Source organism: Microcella daejeonensis (assembly GCF_026625045.1).
Lineage (GTDB): Bacteria > Actinomycetota > Actinomycetes > Actinomycetales > Microbacteriaceae > Microcella > Microcella daejeonensis.
Map to the genome: position 1 here is coordinate 1,727,164 of NZ_CP113089.1, position 17,868 is coordinate 1,745,031.

General features: G+C 72.3%; 18 protein-coding genes. 13 read left to right on the forward strand and 5 right to left on the reverse strand.

Annotated elements, in window-relative coordinates; translation table 11 throughout:
* Positions 1–3 precede the first annotated feature (3 nt).
* The 4 genes from OVN18_RS08400 to OVN18_RS08415 all read left to right on the forward strand — a co-directional run bounded on the left by OVN18_RS08400 (position 4) and on the right by OVN18_RS08415 (position 6,465).
* A complete protein-coding gene (locus OVN18_RS08400) occupies positions 4–1,494 on the forward strand; it encodes a GntP family transporter (protein WP_267780262.1) in 1,491 nt (496 codons plus the stop codon).
* A 135-nt stretch (positions 1,495–1,629) separates the two neighbouring features.
* Positions 1,630–2,622: a class II fructose-bisphosphatase gene (gene glpX / locus OVN18_RS08405; RefSeq protein ID WP_267739246.1), complete on the forward strand. Its 993-nt coding sequence runs from the start codon at positions 1,630–1,632 to the stop codon at positions 2,620–2,622.
* Positions 2,623–2,725: 103 nt separating this feature from the next.
* Positions 2,726–4,459, forward strand: coding sequence for an ABC transporter ATP-binding protein (locus OVN18_RS08410; RefSeq protein WP_267782974.1), 1,734 nt, complete (start codon positions 2,726–2,728; stop codon positions 4,457–4,459).
* 149 nt (positions 4,460–4,608) lie between these two features.
* Positions 4,609–6,465: an ABC transporter ATP-binding protein gene (locus tag OVN18_RS08415; protein WP_267782977.1), complete on the forward strand. Its 1,857-nt coding sequence runs from the start codon at positions 4,609–4,611 to the stop codon at positions 6,463–6,465.
* A gap of 43 nt (positions 6,466–6,508) precedes the next feature.
* Here OVN18_RS08415 and OVN18_RS08420 read toward each other — a convergent pair whose 3' ends face one another.
* Together OVN18_RS08420 and rmuC are read right to left on the reverse strand one after the other, a co-directional pair.
* Positions 6,509–6,904 (reverse strand): VOC family protein, encoded by a 396-nt coding sequence (locus tag OVN18_RS08420; RefSeq protein ID WP_267780264.1) that lies wholly within the window; start codon positions 6,902–6,904, stop codon positions 6,509–6,511.
* Between the two features lie 10 nt (positions 6,905–6,914).
* Positions 6,915–8,291, reverse strand: coding sequence for a DNA recombination protein RmuC (gene rmuC, locus OVN18_RS08425; RefSeq protein WP_267780265.1), 1,377 nt, complete (start codon positions 8,289–8,291; stop codon positions 6,915–6,917).
* A 121-nt stretch (positions 8,292–8,412) separates the two neighbouring features.
* Here rmuC and OVN18_RS08430 point away from each other — a divergent pair, with 121 nt between their 5' ends.
* From OVN18_RS08430 to OVN18_RS08445, 4 genes are all read left to right on the forward strand, one after another.
* Entirely contained in the window at positions 8,413–9,327 is a 915-nt protein-coding gene (locus tag OVN18_RS08430) for a LysR family transcriptional regulator (protein ID WP_267739250.1), read from the forward strand.
* A 173-nt stretch (positions 9,328–9,500) separates the two neighbouring features.
* On the forward strand, positions 9,501–11,006 hold the full coding sequence (locus OVN18_RS08435) for a CoA-acylating methylmalonate-semialdehyde dehydrogenase (RefSeq protein WP_267780266.1): 1,506 nt from the start codon (positions 9,501–9,503) through the stop codon (positions 11,004–11,006).
* Between the two features lie 145 nt (positions 11,007–11,151).
* On the forward strand, positions 11,152–11,511 hold the full coding sequence (locus tag OVN18_RS08440) for a hypothetical protein (protein WP_267780267.1): 360 nt from the start codon (positions 11,152–11,154) through the stop codon (positions 11,509–11,511).
* A 112-nt stretch (positions 11,512–11,623) separates the two neighbouring features.
* A complete protein-coding gene (locus tag OVN18_RS08445) occupies positions 11,624–12,196 on the forward strand; it encodes an OsmC family protein (protein ID WP_267780269.1) in 573 nt (190 codons plus the stop codon).
* A 12-nt stretch (positions 12,197–12,208) separates the two neighbouring features.
* Here OVN18_RS08445 and OVN18_RS08450 read toward each other — a convergent pair whose 3' ends face one another.
* Complete coding sequence (locus OVN18_RS08450) at positions 12,209–12,541, reverse strand: hypothetical protein (protein WP_267739255.1); 333 nt, start codon at positions 12,539–12,541, stop codon at positions 12,209–12,211.
* On the reverse strand, positions 12,538–13,152 hold the full coding sequence (locus OVN18_RS08455; RefSeq protein WP_267780271.1) for a 3'-5' exonuclease: 615 nt from the start codon (positions 13,150–13,152) through the stop codon (positions 12,538–12,540). The genes OVN18_RS08450 and OVN18_RS08455 overlap by 4 nt, the downstream gene beginning before the upstream one ends.
* Positions 13,153–13,219: 67 nt before the next feature.
* Here OVN18_RS08455 and OVN18_RS08460 point away from each other — a divergent pair, with 67 nt between their 5' ends.
* From OVN18_RS08460 to OVN18_RS08475, 4 genes are read left to right on the forward strand one after another with little or no spacing between them, the layout of a single operon-like run.
* Positions 13,220–14,176, forward strand: a complete 957-nt coding sequence (locus tag OVN18_RS08460) for a DMT family transporter (RefSeq protein ID WP_267780272.1) — start codon at positions 13,220–13,222, stop codon at positions 14,174–14,176.
* Between the two features lie 43 nt (positions 14,177–14,219).
* Positions 14,220–14,726 (forward strand): pyridoxamine 5'-phosphate oxidase family protein, encoded by a 507-nt coding sequence (locus OVN18_RS08465; RefSeq protein WP_267780274.1) that lies wholly within the window; start codon positions 14,220–14,222, stop codon positions 14,724–14,726.
* Positions 14,727–14,768: 42 nt separating this feature from the next.
* Positions 14,769–15,824: an LLM class flavin-dependent oxidoreductase gene (locus OVN18_RS08470; RefSeq protein WP_267780275.1), complete on the forward strand. Its 1,056-nt coding sequence runs from the start codon at positions 14,769–14,771 to the stop codon at positions 15,822–15,824.
* Between the two features lie 5 nt (positions 15,825–15,829).
* A complete protein-coding gene (locus OVN18_RS08475) occupies positions 15,830–16,342 on the forward strand; it encodes a metallophosphoesterase family protein (protein ID WP_267780276.1) in 513 nt (170 codons plus the stop codon).
* 10 nt (positions 16,343–16,352) lie between these two features.
* Here OVN18_RS08475 and OVN18_RS08480 read toward each other — a convergent pair whose 3' ends face one another.
* Positions 16,353–16,844 carry a hypothetical protein gene (locus tag OVN18_RS08480; protein WP_267780278.1) on the reverse strand — a complete coding sequence of 164 codons (492 nt, stop codon included), beginning with the start codon at positions 16,842–16,844 and terminating at the stop codon, positions 16,353–16,355.
* A gap of 54 nt (positions 16,845–16,898) precedes the next feature.
* Here OVN18_RS08480 and OVN18_RS08485 point away from each other — a divergent pair, with 54 nt between their 5' ends.
* Positions 16,899–17,666, forward strand: a complete 768-nt coding sequence (locus tag OVN18_RS08485; RefSeq protein WP_267780279.1) for an SDR family oxidoreductase — start codon at positions 16,899–16,901, stop codon at positions 17,664–17,666.
* The last annotated feature ends 202 nt before the right edge of the window (positions 17,667–17,868 follow it).

The window sequence follows — 17,868 nt, forward strand, 5'->3', positions numbered from 1 at the left end:
CCGATGGATACCCCTGTCCTGCTCGCCATCGCCGCCGGAGGCATCGGCCTCCTGCTGCTGCTCATCATCCGGTTCAAGATCCAGCCCTTCGTGGCGCTGCTCGTCACGAGCATCGTCGTGGGGCTCGCGGCGGGCATCCCGCTCAACACCATCCCCGCCACCGAGGACGCCCCGGAGCGGCTCGGCATCGTCCCGGCGATGATCGCGGGCATGGGCGGCACGCTCGGCTCCGTCGCCATCCTCGTCGCGCTCGGCGCGATGCTCGGCCGCATGATCGAGATCTCGGGCGGGGCCGCGAGCCTCGCCGGGCGCTTCACCGGCTGGCTCGGCCCGAAGCGCGTCTCGGCGGCCCTCACGGGCGCGGCGCTCGTGCTCGCCATCCCCGTCTTCTTCGACGTCGGCTTCATCATCCTCGTGCCGATCATCTACGGCTTCGCCAAGGCGGCCGGCGTCGAGCCGGTGAAGTTCGGCCTGCCCATGGCGGGCATCATGCTCGCCGTGCACGTGGCCGTGCCGCCGCACCCGGGCATCGTCGGCGGCGCCGCCCTCGTGGGCGCCGACATCGGCTGGATCACGATCATCGGCCTCGCCGTGAGCATCCCGCTCGGCGTGCTCGCCCACTTCGTCGCCAAGTGGATGAACCGGCGTAACTACACGATGATCCGGGCCACGGCGGAGCAGTTCGCCGCCTTCGGCTCGACGAACGAGCGCGGCGAGGCCGGCGCGGCGGGCGGCACGACCGGCGGTGGCGGCGCGACCGACGGATCGGGGGCATCCCGCACCCGCACGGCGACCCGCACGGTCACCGAGGCGCCGCCGAGCGTCTGGACGGTGCTGACCCTCATCCTCGTGCCGCTGCTGCTCATCATGTCGGGCACGGTCGCCGCGACCGTTCTGCCGGCGGGCGACCCGCTGCGCGACCTCTTCGCCTTCATCGGCGCCCCGGCCTTCGCCCTGCTCGTGGCGCTCGCGCTCGCCTTCTACCTCCTCGCCATCCGTCGCGGCTGGTCGCTCGCCCACACGGGCGAGGTCATGGAGGCGGCGCTGCCGCCCGTCGCGATCGTCATCCTCGTCACCGGTGCCGGCGGCGTGTTCGCCCGCATCCTCACCGAGAGCGGCGTCGGCACGGCGCTCGCCGAGACGCTCGCCGCGACCGGCCTGCCGGTGCTCGTGCTCGCCTTCGTGCTCTCGCTCGTGCTGCGCGCCTCGCAGGGCTCGGCGACCGTCGCCATCCTCACCACCTCGGGCCTGCTCGCGACGACCGTCATCGACGGCGACTACGGCACCATCCAGGTCGCGCTCATCGCGCTCGCGATTGCCTTCGGGGCGCTCGGTCTCTCGCACGTCAACGACTCGGGCTTCTGGGTCGTGACGCGCTACCTGGGCCTCAGCGTCTCCGACGGCCTGCGCACGTGGACGGTGCTCACGACCATCCTCGGCGTGGTCGGGTTCCTGCTCGTCTCGCTGCTCTGGCTGCTCGTCGGCAGCGCCTGACGTCGTCCCGCCCTCCGGCGGCCGCGCTCCCCGCTCCGACGGCGGGCGCGGCCGCCGCGCTAGGCTGGCGCCGCGTCGTCTACCACCCGGCGCGTCCTTTCGCTCGCTCACTCGACCATGAAAGAGGACGCCACCATGGTGACCACGCAGACCGGAGCCCTGTACCTCCAGCCCGACCGCAACCTCGCGATGGAGCTCGTCCGCGCGACCGAGGCCGCCGCGATCCGCGCCACGCCCTTCATCGGCAAGGGCGACAAGATCGCCGCCGACGGGGCGGCGGTGGATGCCATGCGCAAGTTCCTCGGAACCGTCAACTTCGCCGGCGTCGTCGTCATCGGCGAGGGCGAGAAGGACGAGGCGCCCATGCTCTTCAACGGCGAAGAGGTCGGGAACGGCCAGGGCCCGGCCTGCGACATCGCCGTCGACCCCATCGACGGCACCTCGCTCACCGCGGCCGGCCGCGGGCACGCGATCTCGATGCTCGCCGTGGCCGACCGCGGCTCGATGCTCGACGCCTCGAGCGTGTTCTACATGGACAAGATCGTCACCGGCCACGAGGGAATCGGCGTCTGCGACATCCGCATGTCGGTGGCCGAGAACATCCGCGCGCTCGCGACGGCCAAGGGCAAGCCGGTGGAGGAGATGCGCATCGCCGTCCTCGATCGCCCCCGGCACGAGCAGCTGATCGAGGAGATCCGCTCGGTGGGCGCCGGCACCCGCATCATCCTCGACGGCGACGTCGCGGCGGGCATCAACGCGGCCCGGCACGACAGCCGCATCGACATGGCCATCGGCACCGGCGGCAGCCCCGAGGGCGTCGCCACGGCGTGCGCGATCAAGGCGCTCGGCGGCTTCATCCAGGGCCGTCTCGCGCCGACCTCGGAGGAGGAGAAGCAGCGCGGACTCGCGGCGGGCCTGAGGTTCGACCACGTCTACGAGGCGAATGATCTCGTGCGCAGCGACAACACCTTCTTCGTCGCGACGGGCGTCACCGACGGCGAGCTCGTGCGCGGCGTGCGCCGCGAGGGCGAGATCATCACGACCGAGTCGATCGTGCTGCGCTCGCGCTCGGGCACCGTGCGGCGCGTGGTGGCCGACCACCTCGCGTCGAAGTGGCTCGACGCCTGAGACCGGCCCGGCTCCGAGGCCGGACCCGACGGTGAGGCCGCCCCGACGCTGAGGGCGAACGGGGCGCCTCCGGGCATCCCGGCGGGTGAAGAATGAGCGCACGATGCTCGCGCGAATCCTCCGGCAGTACCTCCGTCCCTCCTGGCCGCTGATCGCGGGCGTGGTCGTCTTCCAGCTCGGGCAGTCGCTCGCCTCGCTGCTGCTGCCCGCCCTCAACGCCGACATCATCGACCGGGGCATCGCCCGCGGCGACACCGGCTACATCCTCGGCGTCGGCGGCACGATGCTCGGCGTCACCCTCGTGCAGATCGCCTGCGCGATCACGGCCGTCTACTTCGGCGCGCGCGTCGCGATGGCGCTCGGCCGCGACCTGCGCGGCGCGATCTTCGCCCACGTCGGCACGTTCAGCGAGCGCGAGGTGGCCCGCTTCGGCGCCCCCTCGCTCATCACCCGCACGACGAACGACGTGCAGCAGGTGCAGATGCTCGTGCTCATGACGAGCACGATGCTGGTGAGCGCGCCCATCCTCGCCATCGGCGGCGTCATCATGGCCCTGCAGCAGGATCTCGGGCTCTCGGCGATCATGGCCGTCGCCATCCCCGTGCTGCTCATCGCCGTGAGTCTCATCATCGTGCGGATGGTGCCCCTGTTCCGCGTCATGCAGGAGCGCATCGACGCGGTCAACCGCGTGCTGCGCGAGCAGCTCACCGGCATGCGCGTCGTGCGCGCCTTCGTGCGCGAGCGGCACGAGATCGAGCGCTTCGACGAGGCCAACACGGCGCTGACGCAGACGGCGCTGCGCGCGGGGCGCCTGTTCGCGCTCATGTTCCCGATCGTGCTGCTCGTGCTCAACGCCTCGAGCGTCGCGGTGGTCTGGTTCGGGGCGGGGCGCATCGAGGACGGGCTCATGCAGGTGGGGGCGCTCACCGCGTTCCTCACCTACCTCATCCAGATCCTCATGGCCGTGCTCATGGCCACCTTCATCGCCGTGGTGCTGCCGCGGGCGACGGTCTCGGCCGACCGCATCGGCGAGGTGCTCGAGACCCCGTCCTCGGTCGAGCTGCCCGCCTCGCCCGTGACGGCGCTCGCCACCCGCGGGCGGGTCGAGCTGCGCGGCGTCTCCTTCGAGTACCCGGGCGCGGAGGAGCCCGTGCTCGCGGGCATCGACCTCGTCGCCGAGCCCGGCACCATGACGGCGATCATCGGCAGCACCGGCGCGGGCAAGACCACCCTCATCAGCCTGCTGCCCCGCCTCATCGACGCCACCGCCGGGCAGGTGCTCGTCGACGGCGCCGACGTGCGCGACATCGACCCCGACACGCTGTGGGCGCGCATCGGCCTCGTGCCGCAGCGGCCGTACCTGTTCTCGGGCACCGTGGCTTCGAACCTGCGCTTCGGCAAGCCCGATGCGAGCGATGACGAGCTGTGGGCCGCGCTCGAGATCGCGCAGGCGGCCGATTTCGTGCGCGCGATGCCCGAGGGGCTCGAGACCCCGGTGGCGCAGGGCGGCACCACCGTCTCCGGCGGCCAGCGCCAGCGCCTCGCCATCGCCCGCGCGCTCGTGAAGCGGCCGCCGATCTACGTCTTCGACGACTCCTTCTCGGCCCTCGATACGGCGACGGATGCCCGGCTGCGGCAGGCGCTGCGCCGCGCGGTCTCCGACGCCACGGTCATCGTCGTCGGGCAGCGGGTCGCGACCGTGCAGGACGCCGACCAGATCATCGTGCTCGAGGACGGCGCGGTGGTCGGCCGCGGCACGCACGCCGAGCTGCTGGCCGGGAACGCGACCTACGCCGAGATCGTCAGCAGCCAGCAGCGGGTGGAGGCCGGAGCATGAGCGGCGGCACGACACCGGCATCGGCATCCGCCCGCGACGTCGCCGAGGCCGCGCAGTCCGGCGCGTCCGCCGCGGCCGCGGGAGCGAGCGCCCCTGCCGGCACCGCGGCGCCGGCCGCGCCCGAGCGCCCGGTCGGCCCGCCCGGCGGGATGCGCCGCGGCCCCATGGGCGGCCCGATGGGCGGCGGCGTCGGCATGCCGGCCGAGAAGGCGGTCTCCTTCGGCCGCTCGGCGAAGCGTCTCGTCGGCCGGCTGCGCCCCGAGCGCTCCCGCGTCATCGCGGTGATCGCGCTCGGCGTCGTCAGCGTCCTGCTGAGCGTCGTGGGGCCGGCCCTGCTGGGTCTCGGCACCAACCTCATCATCGTCGGCGTCTACGGCAGCGACGACCTCGGCGGCGCGGTGGGCGACGGGCCCGGCATCGACGTGCCCGCGCTGCAGATGCTGCTCGGAGCGGTGCTGCTGGTCTACGTGCTGTCGTCGGTGTTCTCGTGGCTGCAGTCGTACGTGCTCAACGGCGTCACCCAGCGCACGGTCTACCGCCTGCGCGAGGAGGTGCAGGCGAAGCTCAACCGGCTCCCGCTGACGTACTTCGATCGCGTGCAGCGCGGAGAGGTGCTCAGCCGGGTGACCAACGACATCGACAACATCTCGCAGAGCCTGCAGCAGACCATGAGCCAGCTGCTCACCTCGCTGCTCACCGTCATCGGCGTCATCGTGATGATGGTCGTCATCTCGCCCGTGCTCGCCCTCGTCGCGCTCATCACCATCCCGCTGACCCTCGTCATCACCGCGGTCATCGCGAAGCGCTCGCAGCCGCTGTTCGCCGCGCAGTGGCGGCACACGGGCGAGCTGAACGGGCAGATCGAGGAGACCTTCACCGGGCACGCGCTCGTCAAGGTCTTCGGTCGTCAGCGCGAGGTCGAGGCGCGCTTCCGCGCCAAGAACGACGAGCTCTTCGCCGCGAGCTTCGGCGCGCAGTTCGTCAGCGGCATCATCATGCCGGCGATCATGTTCGTCGGGAACCTCGTCTACGTCGCCATCGCCGTCGTCGGCGGCCTGCTCGTCACCTCGAGCGCCCTCACGATCGGCGGCGTGCAGGCCTTCATCCAGTACTCCCGCCAGTTCACGCAGCCGCTCAGCCAGCTCGGCTCGATGGCCAATCTGCTGCAGTCGGGCGTCGCGAGCGCCGAGCGCGTCTTCGAGCTGATGGATGCCCGGGAGCAGTCGCCCGACCCCTCTCCGTCCCTGACTCCCGCGGCATCCACCGGCCGTCTGGTGTTCGAGGGGGTCTCGTTCCGCTACGACCAGGAGCGCCCGCTCATCGACGACCTCTCCCTCGTCGCCGAGCCGGGCCAGACCGTCGCGATCGTCGGCCCCACGGGGGCGGGCAAGACCACGCTCGTCAATCTCATGATGCGGTTCTACGAGCTCGACGGCGGGCGCATCACCCTCGACGGCGTCGACATCGCCGCGATGGCCCGCGACGACCTGCGCTCGCGAATGGGCATGGTGCTGCAGGACACCTGGCTGTTCGGGGGCACGATCCGCGAGAACATCGCCTACGGCCGGCCGGACGCCTCGGAGGAGGAGATCATCGCCGCGGCTCGCGCCACCTACGTCGACCGCTTCGTGCACTCGCTGCCCGAGGGCTACGACACCGTGCTCGACGACGACGGCGGCAACGTGAGCGCCGGCGAGAAGCAGCTGCTCACCATCGCCCGCGCGTTCCTCGCGCGCCCGAGCGTGCTCATCCTAGACGAGGCGACGAGCTCGGTCGACACCCGCACCGAGGTGCTCGTGCAGCACGCCATGGCGGCGCTGCGTCGCGATCGCACGAGCTTCGTCATCGCGCACCGGCTCTCCACGATCCGCGACGCCGATCTGATCCTGGTGATGGAGGACGGGCGGATCGTCGAGCAGGGGGCGCACGATGCGCTCCTCGCTGCGGGCGGCGCCTACGCGCGCCTGTACGAGGCGCAGTTCGCGGCGCCGGTGGGCGAGGCCTGAGCTTCGCCACGAGCGAGCGGCGCGACCGTGCGCCGGGCGCGGCTCAGTCGACGGGCGGGTTCTGCAGCACCGAGAGGATGTTGCCGGCCGGGTCGGTGAACCAGGCGATGTCGGGGCCGAATCCGCTCGCGATGCCGCGGGCGATGCCCCGGTCGTCCTGCCCCATGCCCTCGTAGCGCAGCAGGGCGACGCCGGCCGCCTCGAGCTCGTCGACCCCGCGGTCGATGTCGTCGACCTCGAGGTTGAGCACCGTGTACGTCGCGGGCACGTGATCGGGCTTCGGGTAGACGAGCACCCAGCCGCCGCCGGGCAGGTCGATGGAGAGCTGCCCCATCGCGGCCTCCTCCACGGCGAGGCCGAGGACGTCGCGGTAGAAGGCGTGCGCCGCCTCGATGTCGGGTACCGCGAAGCCGCTGAAGGCGAAGGTGTGGGTGAGCATGCCCCGGAGGTTACTCCGGGCGGGAGGCCGCCGGTAGGTCGAGATCGAGCGGTGCGCTCGCGGGGGATGAGGCCATCGACTCGGTGAGCTCGGCGGCCGTCAGCTGACGCGGCTGCTCGTCGATGGTGCGCGGCACGGGCACGACCTTGCTCTCATCGAGGCTGTCGAGTCGGCGAGCGGTGACGAGCACGCGGCTCTCGAGCGAGCTGGCGAACTGGTTGTAGGCCTTCACGCTGCGCTCGATGGTGCCGCCGAGGGCGTCGGCGTGCTCGGCGAGCTTGGCGATGCGGGCGTAGAGCTCCTTCGAGAGGTCGAAGAGCATCTTGGCCTCATCGGTCAGCACGTCCTGCTGCCAGGTGAAGGCGACCGTCTTGAGCACGGCCCAGAAGCTGACCGGGCTCGCGAGGGCGATGCGCTTGCCGAAGGCGTACTCGAGCAGCGCCGGATCCTTCTCCAGAGCCGCGGCGAGCAGGGGCTCGTTGGGGATGAAGGCGATCGTGAACTCGGGGCTCGAGTCGAGGCCCGTCCAGTAGTTCTTCGCCGCGAGGGCGTCGACGTGGGCCTTGACCCGCTTCGCGTGGTCGGCGAGCAGGCCGCTGCGCCGCGCCTCCTCCTCGCCCGTCGCGGTGGCGGGGATGGCGCTCGCCTCGATGTAGCTGTTGTACGGCACCTTCGCATCGACGGCGATGGCCTTGCCGCCCGGCAGCCGCAGCACCATGTCGGGCCGACGGGCGGCGCCGTCGGCGTCGATGCTCTCCTGCAGCAGGAAGTCGACGCGGTTGAGCAGACCGGCGCTCTCGACGAGCGTCTTCAGCTGCGTCTCGCCCCACACCCCGCGGGTGGCGTTGTTGCGCAGGGCGCTCGCGAGCGATTCGGCGGTGGCCCGCAGGCGCTCCTCGGCTTCGGCGGCCTGGCGCAGCTGCTGCGAGAGCTCGCCGTGCTGGCGGCTGCGCTGGCCCTCCAGCTCGGTCACCTTCTCCTGCATGGTGCGCAGCAGCTCCTGCACGGGGGCGAGCTTCTGCAGCACGCGGCTCTCCGCGCCCTCGCGCGCCTGGCGGGCGGCGGTCTCGGTGCGCTCGCGCTCGGCCTGCGCCGCCTGGTCGGCGCGCGTGCGCTCGGCGAGCTCGCGGTACCGCTCGTCCTGCAGCGCCGCCTGCTCGCGCAGCCCCGAGGTCGTCGCCTGCAGCCCGGCGATCTCCGCGACCAGCTGGGCGCGCAGCTCCTGCTCCTCGGCGCGCACCTGGGCGAGCAGCGCCTGGTGCCGGGCCTCGATGAGCGCCGGGTCCTCGGCCGCAGCCCCGGTGCGGCGGGCGAGAAGCAGGGCGACGACCGCGCCGAGGGCGCCGCCGACGAGGAGGCCGATCAGGAGGGGGAGCAGGAAGTCCATGAGGGGGAGTGTGCCAGGGGCCGCCGACACCGCCGCCGGGCCGCGCCCGCGCCCTCGTGCGCCGCGGCCGAGCCGTGGGCGGGAGCCCGGCAGGGGCATCCCGCGCCGTAGGGTGTGGAGCATGCCGCCCGCTCCGCGCCCCCAGGACGTGAGCACCGACGATCTGCGGTACCTGCTCGCGGTCGCCCGGGCCGGGCGCATGACCTCGGCCGCGGCCCTGCTCGGCGTCGACCACACGACCGTGCGGCGGCGGCTCGACCGGCTCGAGGCCTCGCTCGGCGCGCGACTGCTCGACCGCGGCGTCGACGGCTGGGCGCTCACGGCGATCGGGCGCGAGGTGGTCGAGCGGGCCTCCGCGCTCGAGGGGATGGTCGAGCAGGTGGTGGCGGCGGCGTCGGGGGACGGCGCCGTGCGCGGCACGGTGCGCGTCGCGGCACCCGAGGGCTTCGGGGCGATCTTCATCGCCCCGGCGCTCGCGCGGGTGCGGCGGGAGCATCCCGGCATCGCCGTCGAGCTGGTGACCTCGACCCGTCCGCTCAGCCTGCGCGCCTCGGGGTTCGATCTCGCCGTCACGATCGGCTCGGCCGCGGGCGCCCGCGTGCGGGCCGAACCGCTCACCGAGTACGCGCTGCGGCTCTACGCCGCGCCCGAGTACCTCGCCCGTCACGCGCCGATCACGGCGCTCGCCGACCTCGAGGGCCACGACCTCATCTTCTACGTCGACGCGCTGCTGACGGTTCCCGAGCTCGATCTCGCGCCCGTGCTCGGCGGCATGCGCACGGGATTCGCCTCGACGAGCGTGTTCGCGCAGGCGGAGGCCGCGCGCGCGGGCGCGGGCATCGGCCTGCTGCACGCCTTCATGGGCGAGCGGGATGCCGCTCTCGCGCCCGTGCTGCCCGAGATCGTCGACCTGCGTCTGCAGTACACCCTCTCGACGCGCCCCGACAGCCCCGCCGTCGATGCCGTCGGCATCGTGCGCGCCGCACTGCTCGACGAGGTCGCCCGGCGCCGCCCGGAGCTGCTGCCGGGCTCCTGACGCTCCCCGCCGGCGTGCCGCGCCGCCCCGCGCCGCGCATGTGCGTTCCTGCACATGCCGTGTGCGTCATCGTGGCTTGATCGCAGATGCGGGAGCGCGCAGACTGTGGCCAGAGCGCTCGGCCCCCGCGGGCCCCGGTGCGCCGCCCCACCGACTCATCGAGGAGCACCCGCATGACGATCACGACCACCCGCACCGTCCAGCACTGGGTCGGCGGTGCGAGCTTCGCCGGCACGAGCACCCGCACGGCCCCGGTCTACAACCCGGCCCTCGGCGTCGTCGCCCGCGAGGTCTCGCTCGCCACGAAGGCCGACCTCGACGAGGCCGTCGCCGTCGCGAAGGCCGCGCTCCCCGCCTGGGCCGCCACCCCGGTCGGCAAGCGCCAGCAGATCATGTTCGCCTTCCGCGAGAGGCTCAACGCCCGCAAGGAGGAGCTCGCCGCCATCCTCACCGCCGAGCACGGCAAGGTCACGAGCGACGCCCTCGGCGAGATCGCGCGCGGCCTCGAGGTCGTCGAGCTCGCGACGAGCATCCCCTCGCTCCTGAAGGGCGAGTACAGCGAGCAGGTCTCGACCGGCGTCGACGTCTACTCGATCAAGCAGCCGGTCGGCGTCGTGGGCATCATCAGCCCCTTCAACTTCCCGGCGATGGTGCCGCTGTGGTTCTTCCCGCTCGCGATCGCGGCCGGCAACACCGTCGTGCTGAAGCCCAGCGAGAAGGACCCGTCGGCGGCGATCTGGATGGCCGAGCTGCTCACCGAGTGCGGCCTGCCCGACGGCGTGCTCAACGTCGTCAACGGCGACAAGGAGAGCGTCGACGCCCTGCTCGACAACCCCGACGTCGCCGCGATCAGCTTCGTCGGCTCGACCCCCATCGCGAAGTACATCTACGAGCGCGGCACCGCCAACGGCAAGCGCGTGCAGGCCCTCGGCGGCGCGAAGAACCACATGCTCGTGCTGCCCGACGCCGACCTCGACCTCGTCGCCGACTCGGCCGTCAACGCGGGCTTCGGCTCGGCCGGCGAGCGCTGCATGGCCATCTCGGTCGTCGTCGCCGTCGAGCCCGTCGCCGACGAGCTCATCGCGAAGATCACCGAGCGCGTCGGCACCCTCACGGTCGGCGACGGCACCCGCAACTGCGACATGGGCCCGCTCATCACGAAGGAGCACCGCGACAAGGTCGCCGGCTACCTCGACACCGCGACCGTCGACGGCGCCGAGATCGTCGTCGACGGCCGCGGCATCGAGATCGACGGCGACGAGAACGGCTTCTGGCTCGGACCGACCCTCATCGACAAGGTGCCGACCGACTCGGCCGTCTACACCGACGAGATCTTCGGCCCGGTGCTCTCGGTCGTGCGCGTGCAGAGCTACGAGGAGGGCCTCGCCCTCATCAACGGCTCGCGCTACGGCAACGGCACGGCGATCTTCACCAACGACGGCGGGGCGGCCCGCCGGTTCCAGACCGAGGTCACCGTCGGCATGGTCGGCATCAACGTGCCCATCCCCGTGCCCGTCGGCTACTTCTCCTTCGGCGGCTGGAAGGACTCGCTCTTCGGCGACACGAAGGCCTACGGCAGCCAGGCGATCCACTTCTTCACCCGCGAGAAGGCGATCACCTCGCGCTGGCTCGACCCGAGCCACGGCGGCCTGAACCTGGGCTTCCCGCAGAACGGGTAGGTCCTCACCCCCTCCTGACGAGGCGAGTGGATGCGGGGCCCGCGCGATGCGCGGGCCCCGTTCCCGTTCCGTGATGCTCCACGACCCCCGCCGAGACATGAGCAGTGCTACGGTTCGTGCCACGGCGGCGAGACGGGAGCGCATCATGACGACGATGACCACCGCGGTCGACGAGGACCGGCGCACCCTCGCTCTCTCGCTGCGCTACACGGCCATCACCGCGTCCGGGATCGCGCTCGTCTGGATGATGCGCTTCAAGTCGGTGGCGTGCTCGGTGTCGACGTCGGCCTGCAGCGAGGATGCCCGGCTCGCCCCGGCGCTCGACGCGACAGCGGTGCTGCTCATCGCCCTGGCCGTGGTGCTGGCCATGACGGTGCTCTCCCCGGCGAGCCACCGCACGGGCCCGTCGAGGGCGATCACGGTCGGTCTGATCGCGAGCGCGCTCGGGGCGGCCGTCGTCGTGATGGTCTCGGCGGGGTTCACCCTCTGGCCGATCTGGGCCTGACCCACCTCCATTCGTGACGCCGCGCGACGCTCCGCGACCTCGTGTGACGGCCGAAGACGCAGAGTGACGCACGCCCTCGACGACCCCGTGCCGCGCGCCTAGCGTTCCGGGCATGACGCTTCTCACCGACACCCAGTCCGCATCCACCGGCCCCGCCGCCCCGCCGGCCGAGGCCGCCGACCGCGCCGACCGCCTCACCGCCGCCGGAACCGCCTGGGCCGAGCGCATCGCCGCCGACCCCGGCAACGCCCACCTCACCTACCGCGTCTCGGGGGAGGGGCAGGGCTCGGTCGCGACGAGCATCCGCGCCGGCAAGCACGTCTTCCTCGTCGACGAGCCCGGCGCTCTCGCCGGCGACGACGTCGCCGCGAGCCCCGTCGAGTACGCGCTCGGCGCGCTCATCTCCTGCCAGGTCGTCGTGTACCGCCTCTACGCGCAGGCGCTCGGGATCCGCGTCGACGAGATCGACATCGCGGCCGAGGGCGACCTGGATGCGCGCAAGCTGTTCGGCCTCGACGAGAGCGTGCGGGCCGGCTTCAGCGACATCCGCCTCGTCATCACCCTCACCGGCCCCGAGACCGACGAGCGCTACCAGGAGCTGCGCGAGGCCGTCGACGCGCACTGCCCCGTGCTCGACCTCTTCGCCAACCCGACGCCCGTCAGCGCGGTCGTGCGCAAGGGCTGAGGAGGGCCGTCGCTACAGCCGCGCGCGGAGTGCGGACTCGATCTGTTCGGCACCGGGTGACGGGGCCAGGCCGGTCGCCGATCGGTACACCCGGCAGGCGAGGTCGGCGGTGCGTCCATCAGAGGGGAACAGATCGACGCCGTTGACGAGGATGGTCGGAGACCCGGCGAAGGCCGTGACAGCAGCCTCGTCGGCACTCGAGATGAGGACTTCGCCGACGGGGACGTCGTCGCGCCCGAGGTTGCTCAGTGCCAGCCGCACGCCCGCAGCGGCCAAGCGCCAGCCTGGGCACTCGTCGATGTGCAGGACTTCGACCGTGGGGACCGGGGTCAGATCTCGGGTCAACCGAGCACCGCGGGCCGGCGGTCGGCCGCCTCGGCCTCGGCGGCCGGGCCGATCGCGCCGAGCTGAGTGCCGCAGATGCGCGCGAGCTCGGCGACGTCGTCCACGTCGTGCCGCTTCGCCGCGTGCACCATGATCGCGGCGCAGGCCTCGGCGTCGGCGAGCGCGTCGTGGTGCGCGAAGTCTTCGAAGCCGGCGGCCATCGCCGCGACGGGCAGCCGGTACGAGTCAAGGTGGTAGGTCTTGCGGGCGACCCGCAGGCTGCAGGCGTAGCGCAGGCTCGGCACCTCGAGGCCGCTCGCCTCGGTGGCCGCGCGCAGCACGCCCATGTCGAAGCCCGCGTTGTGGGCCACGAGCACGTCGTCGGCGACGAAGTCGAGCAGGGTATCCAGCTGATCGGCCCACAGGGCGGCGTCGACGATGTCGGCGGCGGTGATGCCGTGGATTCGCGTGTTCCACTCGAGCATGTGGTCGAAGCCCATCGGCGGGCGGATGAGCCAGCCGGTCTTGTCGACGACGCGGCCGTCGACCACCTTCACGAGCCCGACCGAGCAGGCCGAGGCCGCATGGTTGTTGGCGGTCTCGAAGTCGATGGCGGTGAAGTCCAGGGGCACCCCCCGATGCTCGCATGCGCCCCCGACAGCGTGCACGGCCCACGCCGGGCGGGCCTAGCGTTAGGGGATGCCCGCCGCTCCCGCCCAGCCCGCCGCGACCGCGCCCGGCCCGCTGCGCCGCTACAGCCCGCCCGTGCTCGCCCAGCTGTTCTGGGCGTCGAACTTCGTCGTCGCCGCGCTCGTCGTCGACGAGTTCAGCCCGCTCGAGCTGACCTTCCTGCGCTGGGTCGGGGCGCTGCCCATCCTTCTCGTCCTCGCCCAGCTGATCGAGCGCCCGCAGTGGCGCGCGGCGATGCGCGAGTGGCCGCGGCACCTGCTGCAGGCCGCCCTCGGCATGGTCGGCTACACGCTCTTCCTCTACGCGGCGCTCGCGACCACCTCGCCGGTCACCGCCTCGGTCATCAGCGCGATCAACCCGGCGGTCATCGCGATCGCGGCCGTCATCGTGCTCGGCGAGCGCATCATGGCGCTCGGCATCGCCGGCATCGTGGTCTCGTTCGTCGGCGTGCTCGTCGTGGTGCTCACCGGCCAGGGCGGGGGAGAGCTCGCGTTCAGCTCCGGCGACCTGCTCATGCTCGGCGCGATCGCCGTGTGGACGGCCTACGTGATCCTCGGCCGCCGTCAGGCGACCCCGCCGATCACGGCCACCGCCATCCAGGCCGGCATGAGCATCCTGATGCTCGGCCCCGTGCTCGCGATCGTCGGATTCACCGCGACGCCGAGCGCCGAGGGCTGGCTCGGCCTCGCCTGGATCATCGTGTTCCCCTCGGCGCTCGCCTACCTGTTCTGGAACATCGCCGTCAGCACCCTCGGCCCCTCGCGCACGGGCGTCTTCCTCAACCTGCTGCCCGTGTTCACGGCGCTGATCGCACTGCTCTTCGGCGAGGTCATCACGATCGGGCAGGTCGTCGGCGGGCTCATCGTGCTCGCCGGGGTGTCGCTCACGACGCGGCCGGGGGCGACGCGGGCGGGGCCCGAGCAGCCCGCGCCGAGCATCCCGAGCCGCGACCTGGATGCCCGCTGAGCGGATCCTCCCGCGCACCGCTCGACCGTGACACCGTCGAGGCATGACCGAGAACACTTCTGACTCCAGCCTCCAGAGCCGCCGCGAGACCGTGCACGAGATCATCGGGCGCGCCTCGATCGCGATGCTCACGACCCGAACCGCCTCGGGGTCGCTGCACGCCCGCCCGCTCGCGATCGTCACGCGCGACTCCGAGCCGAGCGCGCTGTACTTCTTCACCGGCCACCCGAGCGAGAAGACCGACGAGCTCGCCGCCTTCCCGCTCGTGAACGTGTCGATCAGCGAGTCGAAGGGCTACCTCTCGCTCACCGGCAGCGCGAGCGTCACCCGCGACGCGGCCCTCATCGACGAGCTGTGGAACCCCGGCGCCGAGGCCTGGTTCGAGGGCGGCAAGATCGACCCGAGCGTCGCGCTCATCCGCGTCGACCTCGCCGCCGCCGAGTACTGGGACACCGACAAGCCCGCGATCGCCAAGGCCGTCGAGTTCGTGCGCGGCCTGACGAGCGACCACGAGCCCGACATGGGCGAGCACGGCACCGTCACGCTGTAGCGCTGCGGGAATGGCCGGGGCGGGTCGGCGCTTGATACCGGCATGACCCGTCTCGGCTTCCTCTCCTTCGGCAACTGGATGCCGGGCCACGGCTCCGCGGTGCGCTCCGGCGCCGACGCGCTCCTGCAGGGCGTCGAGCTCGCCGTCGCCGCGGAGGAGGCCGGTGTCGATGGCGCCTTCTACCGCGTGCACCACTTCGCGAAGAACCACTCGAGCCCGTGGCCGCTGCTCGCCGCCGCCGCGGCGCGCACGAGTCGCATCGAGCTCGGAACCGGCGTCATCGACATGCGTTACGAGAATCCCCTCGCCATGGCCGAGAACGCCGCCGCGACCGACCTCATCAGCGGCGGCCGGCTGCAGCTCGGCATCAGCCGCGGATCACCCGAGACCTCGGTCGCCGGCTACGAGCACTTCGGGCACGTGCCCGGCACGGGCCTCGGCGCGATCGAGGGCGAGTCGGACGCCGACATGGCGCGCCGCCACACCGCGCGGTTCCGCTCGGCGATCGCCGGCGAGCTCATCGCGCCCGGCAACCCGCAGATGGTCGGCAGCGACCGTCCTCTGCCGATCACCCCGCAGGCCCCCGGCCTCGCCGAGCGCATCTGGTGGGGCGCCGGCACCCGGGCCACCGCCGTCTGGACGGCGGAGCAGGGTATGAACCTCATGAGCTCCACGCTCTTGACGGAGGACACGGGCGTGCCCTTCGACGAGCTGCAGGCCGAGCAGATCGCGCTGTTCCACGAGGCCTGGCGGGCGGCCGGCTGGGCGCACGCCCCGCGCGTGTCGGTGAGCCGCAGCATCCTGCCGATCATCGACGACGAGACGGCGCACTGGTTCGGGCTGCACGCGCAGGCGGAGCAGCGCGACCAGGTCGGCATGCTCGACGGCTCGCGCTCGCGCTTCGGCCGCAGCTACATCGGAACCCCCGAGCAGATCGCCGCCGAGCTCGCGCGGGATTCCGCCGTGCAGGCCGCCGACACCCTGCTCGTCACGGTGCCGAACCAGCTCGGCGTCGACATCAACGCGCGGATGCTCGGCGCGCTCGTGCGGGACGTCATGCCCGTGGTCGACGCGGCGCGGGCGCCGTCGCTGGCGTAGGCACCGTGCGACTCCTCCTGCTGAGCGACACCCACCTGCCTCTGCGGGCGAAGGCGCTGCAGCCGCAGGTCTGGAGCCTCGTCGAGCAGGCCGACCTCGTCATCCACGCGGGCGACTGGGTCGACGTGGCCACGCTCGACGAGCTGGAGGCCCGCTCCCGGCGCCTCGTGGGTGTGGCGGGCAACAACGACGGCCCCGAGCTGCACGCGCGCCTCGGCGAGGTTGCACGGGTCGAGGTCGACGGGGTGCGCATCGCGGTCATCCACGAGACGGGGCCGGCGGCGGGTCGCGAACGGCGCTGCGATGCCCAGTATGGTCCGTCGGTGGATGCTCCGGCCGACGTGCTCGTCTTCGGCCACTCGCACATCCCGTGGGATTCGACCACCCCGGGCGGACTGCGCCTGCTCAACCCGGGCTCCCCGACCGACCGCCGGCGTCAGCCTTTCGGAACGGTCATGACCGCCGAGGTCTCGGGCGGGCGGCTGCACTCGGTCGAGCTGGTGCCGACGCCGCGCTGAGCCAGCGCGGTCACTCGGTGGAGCCGCGCACCACTCCCGCGACGATCCCGCCCGGGCCGTCGGCGATGACCCCGCTCAGCTGGATCGCGTTGACGCCCTGGACGGGTGCCTCGATCGGCACGCCGTGCTGCGTGCCGTCGCAGACCACGGTGAGCCCGGTGCCCTGACCGGTCCAGGTCGATCCGCTGCGCGTGCTGAGGCCGAGGCGGGCTTCTCCGCCCCCGAAGCAGGCCATCGTGACCGCGTCGATGCGGACGTCCGAGGCGTACCCCAGCATGAGCCGAGCGTCGTCCTCGTCCGACAGGTCGTCCGGGCCGGCGTTGTCTCGCAGGGCGCGGAAGGATCCGCCTCCGAGCGAGTCCGGGCTTCGGGTTCCGCTCTCCACGAAGGCGTTCGCCTCCGGCTCGAGTGCTCGCCAGTCGGGTTCGGGCGGTCCGACGCAGGCGGTCAGGCCGAGCGCGAGCGCTGCGGAGGCCGAGATCAGGGCGAGACTCCGGCGCACAGGCGTCACCGTAACACCGGGGAGCGGGAACGCGACCCGCGCTAGCCTGCCTCGATGGAATCCACCGAGACGACGACGCCCTGGCCCGTGCTCATCACCGGCGTCGGTCGCCGCGGCTCGATCGGGCATGCGACCGCCCGACGGCTCGCCGAGCGGGGTCGCGACATCGCGTTCACGTTCTGGTCGCCGTACGAGCGGCGTGCCGGCCTGCCGTGGGAGGCGGATGGGGTCGACAGCATCCGGATCGAGCTCGAGGGGCTCGGCGTGCGCGTGCTGCCGATCGAGGTCGACTTCACCGATGCGGAGGCGGTCGAGTCGGTCGTGCCGGCCGTCGCCGCGCAGCTCGGGGCGGTGGGCGGGCTCGTGCTCGCGCATTCCGAGAGCGTCGACTCGAGCATCCTCACCACATCGCTCGAGAGCTTCGAGCGGCACTTCGCGGTCAACGTGCGCGCCGCCTGGCAGCTCATCGCGGCCGTCGCGCGGCAGGTGCCCGAGGGGGAGGGGCGCATCGTCGCCTTCACGAGCGATCACGTCGTCGACAACCTGCCCTACGGCGCGAGCAAGGGCGCGCTCGACCGCATCGTCATCGCGGCGGCGCGCGAGCTCGGGCACCTCGGGCTGACGGCCAACCTCATCAACCCCGGGCCGGTCGACACCGGCTGGATGACGGACGAGGTGCGCGCGCACCTGACCGCGCTCCAGCCGACGGGTCGCCTCGGGACGCCGGAGGACGCCGCGCGGCTGGTCGACTTCCTGCTCTCGCCCGAAGGGCGCTGGATCTCGGGGCAGCTTCTGACGAGCGACGGCGGCTTCTCGGTCTGACGGTCGGTTGTATCCGCCCGGGCCTTCCAGAACTGCGGATCGGGTGAAACGGATTCGCCCGATCCGCAGTTGTGGAAGGGGCGCGGGGCAGGATCCCGCTCGCGGGCTGAGCCGGCATCGGGGGGCGAACCGCGTTCCCCGCTCGCCCGATCGCGCTTTCCTGCCGAGTTGAGGCTTCCGAACGCCCATCTCGACGCGGAGA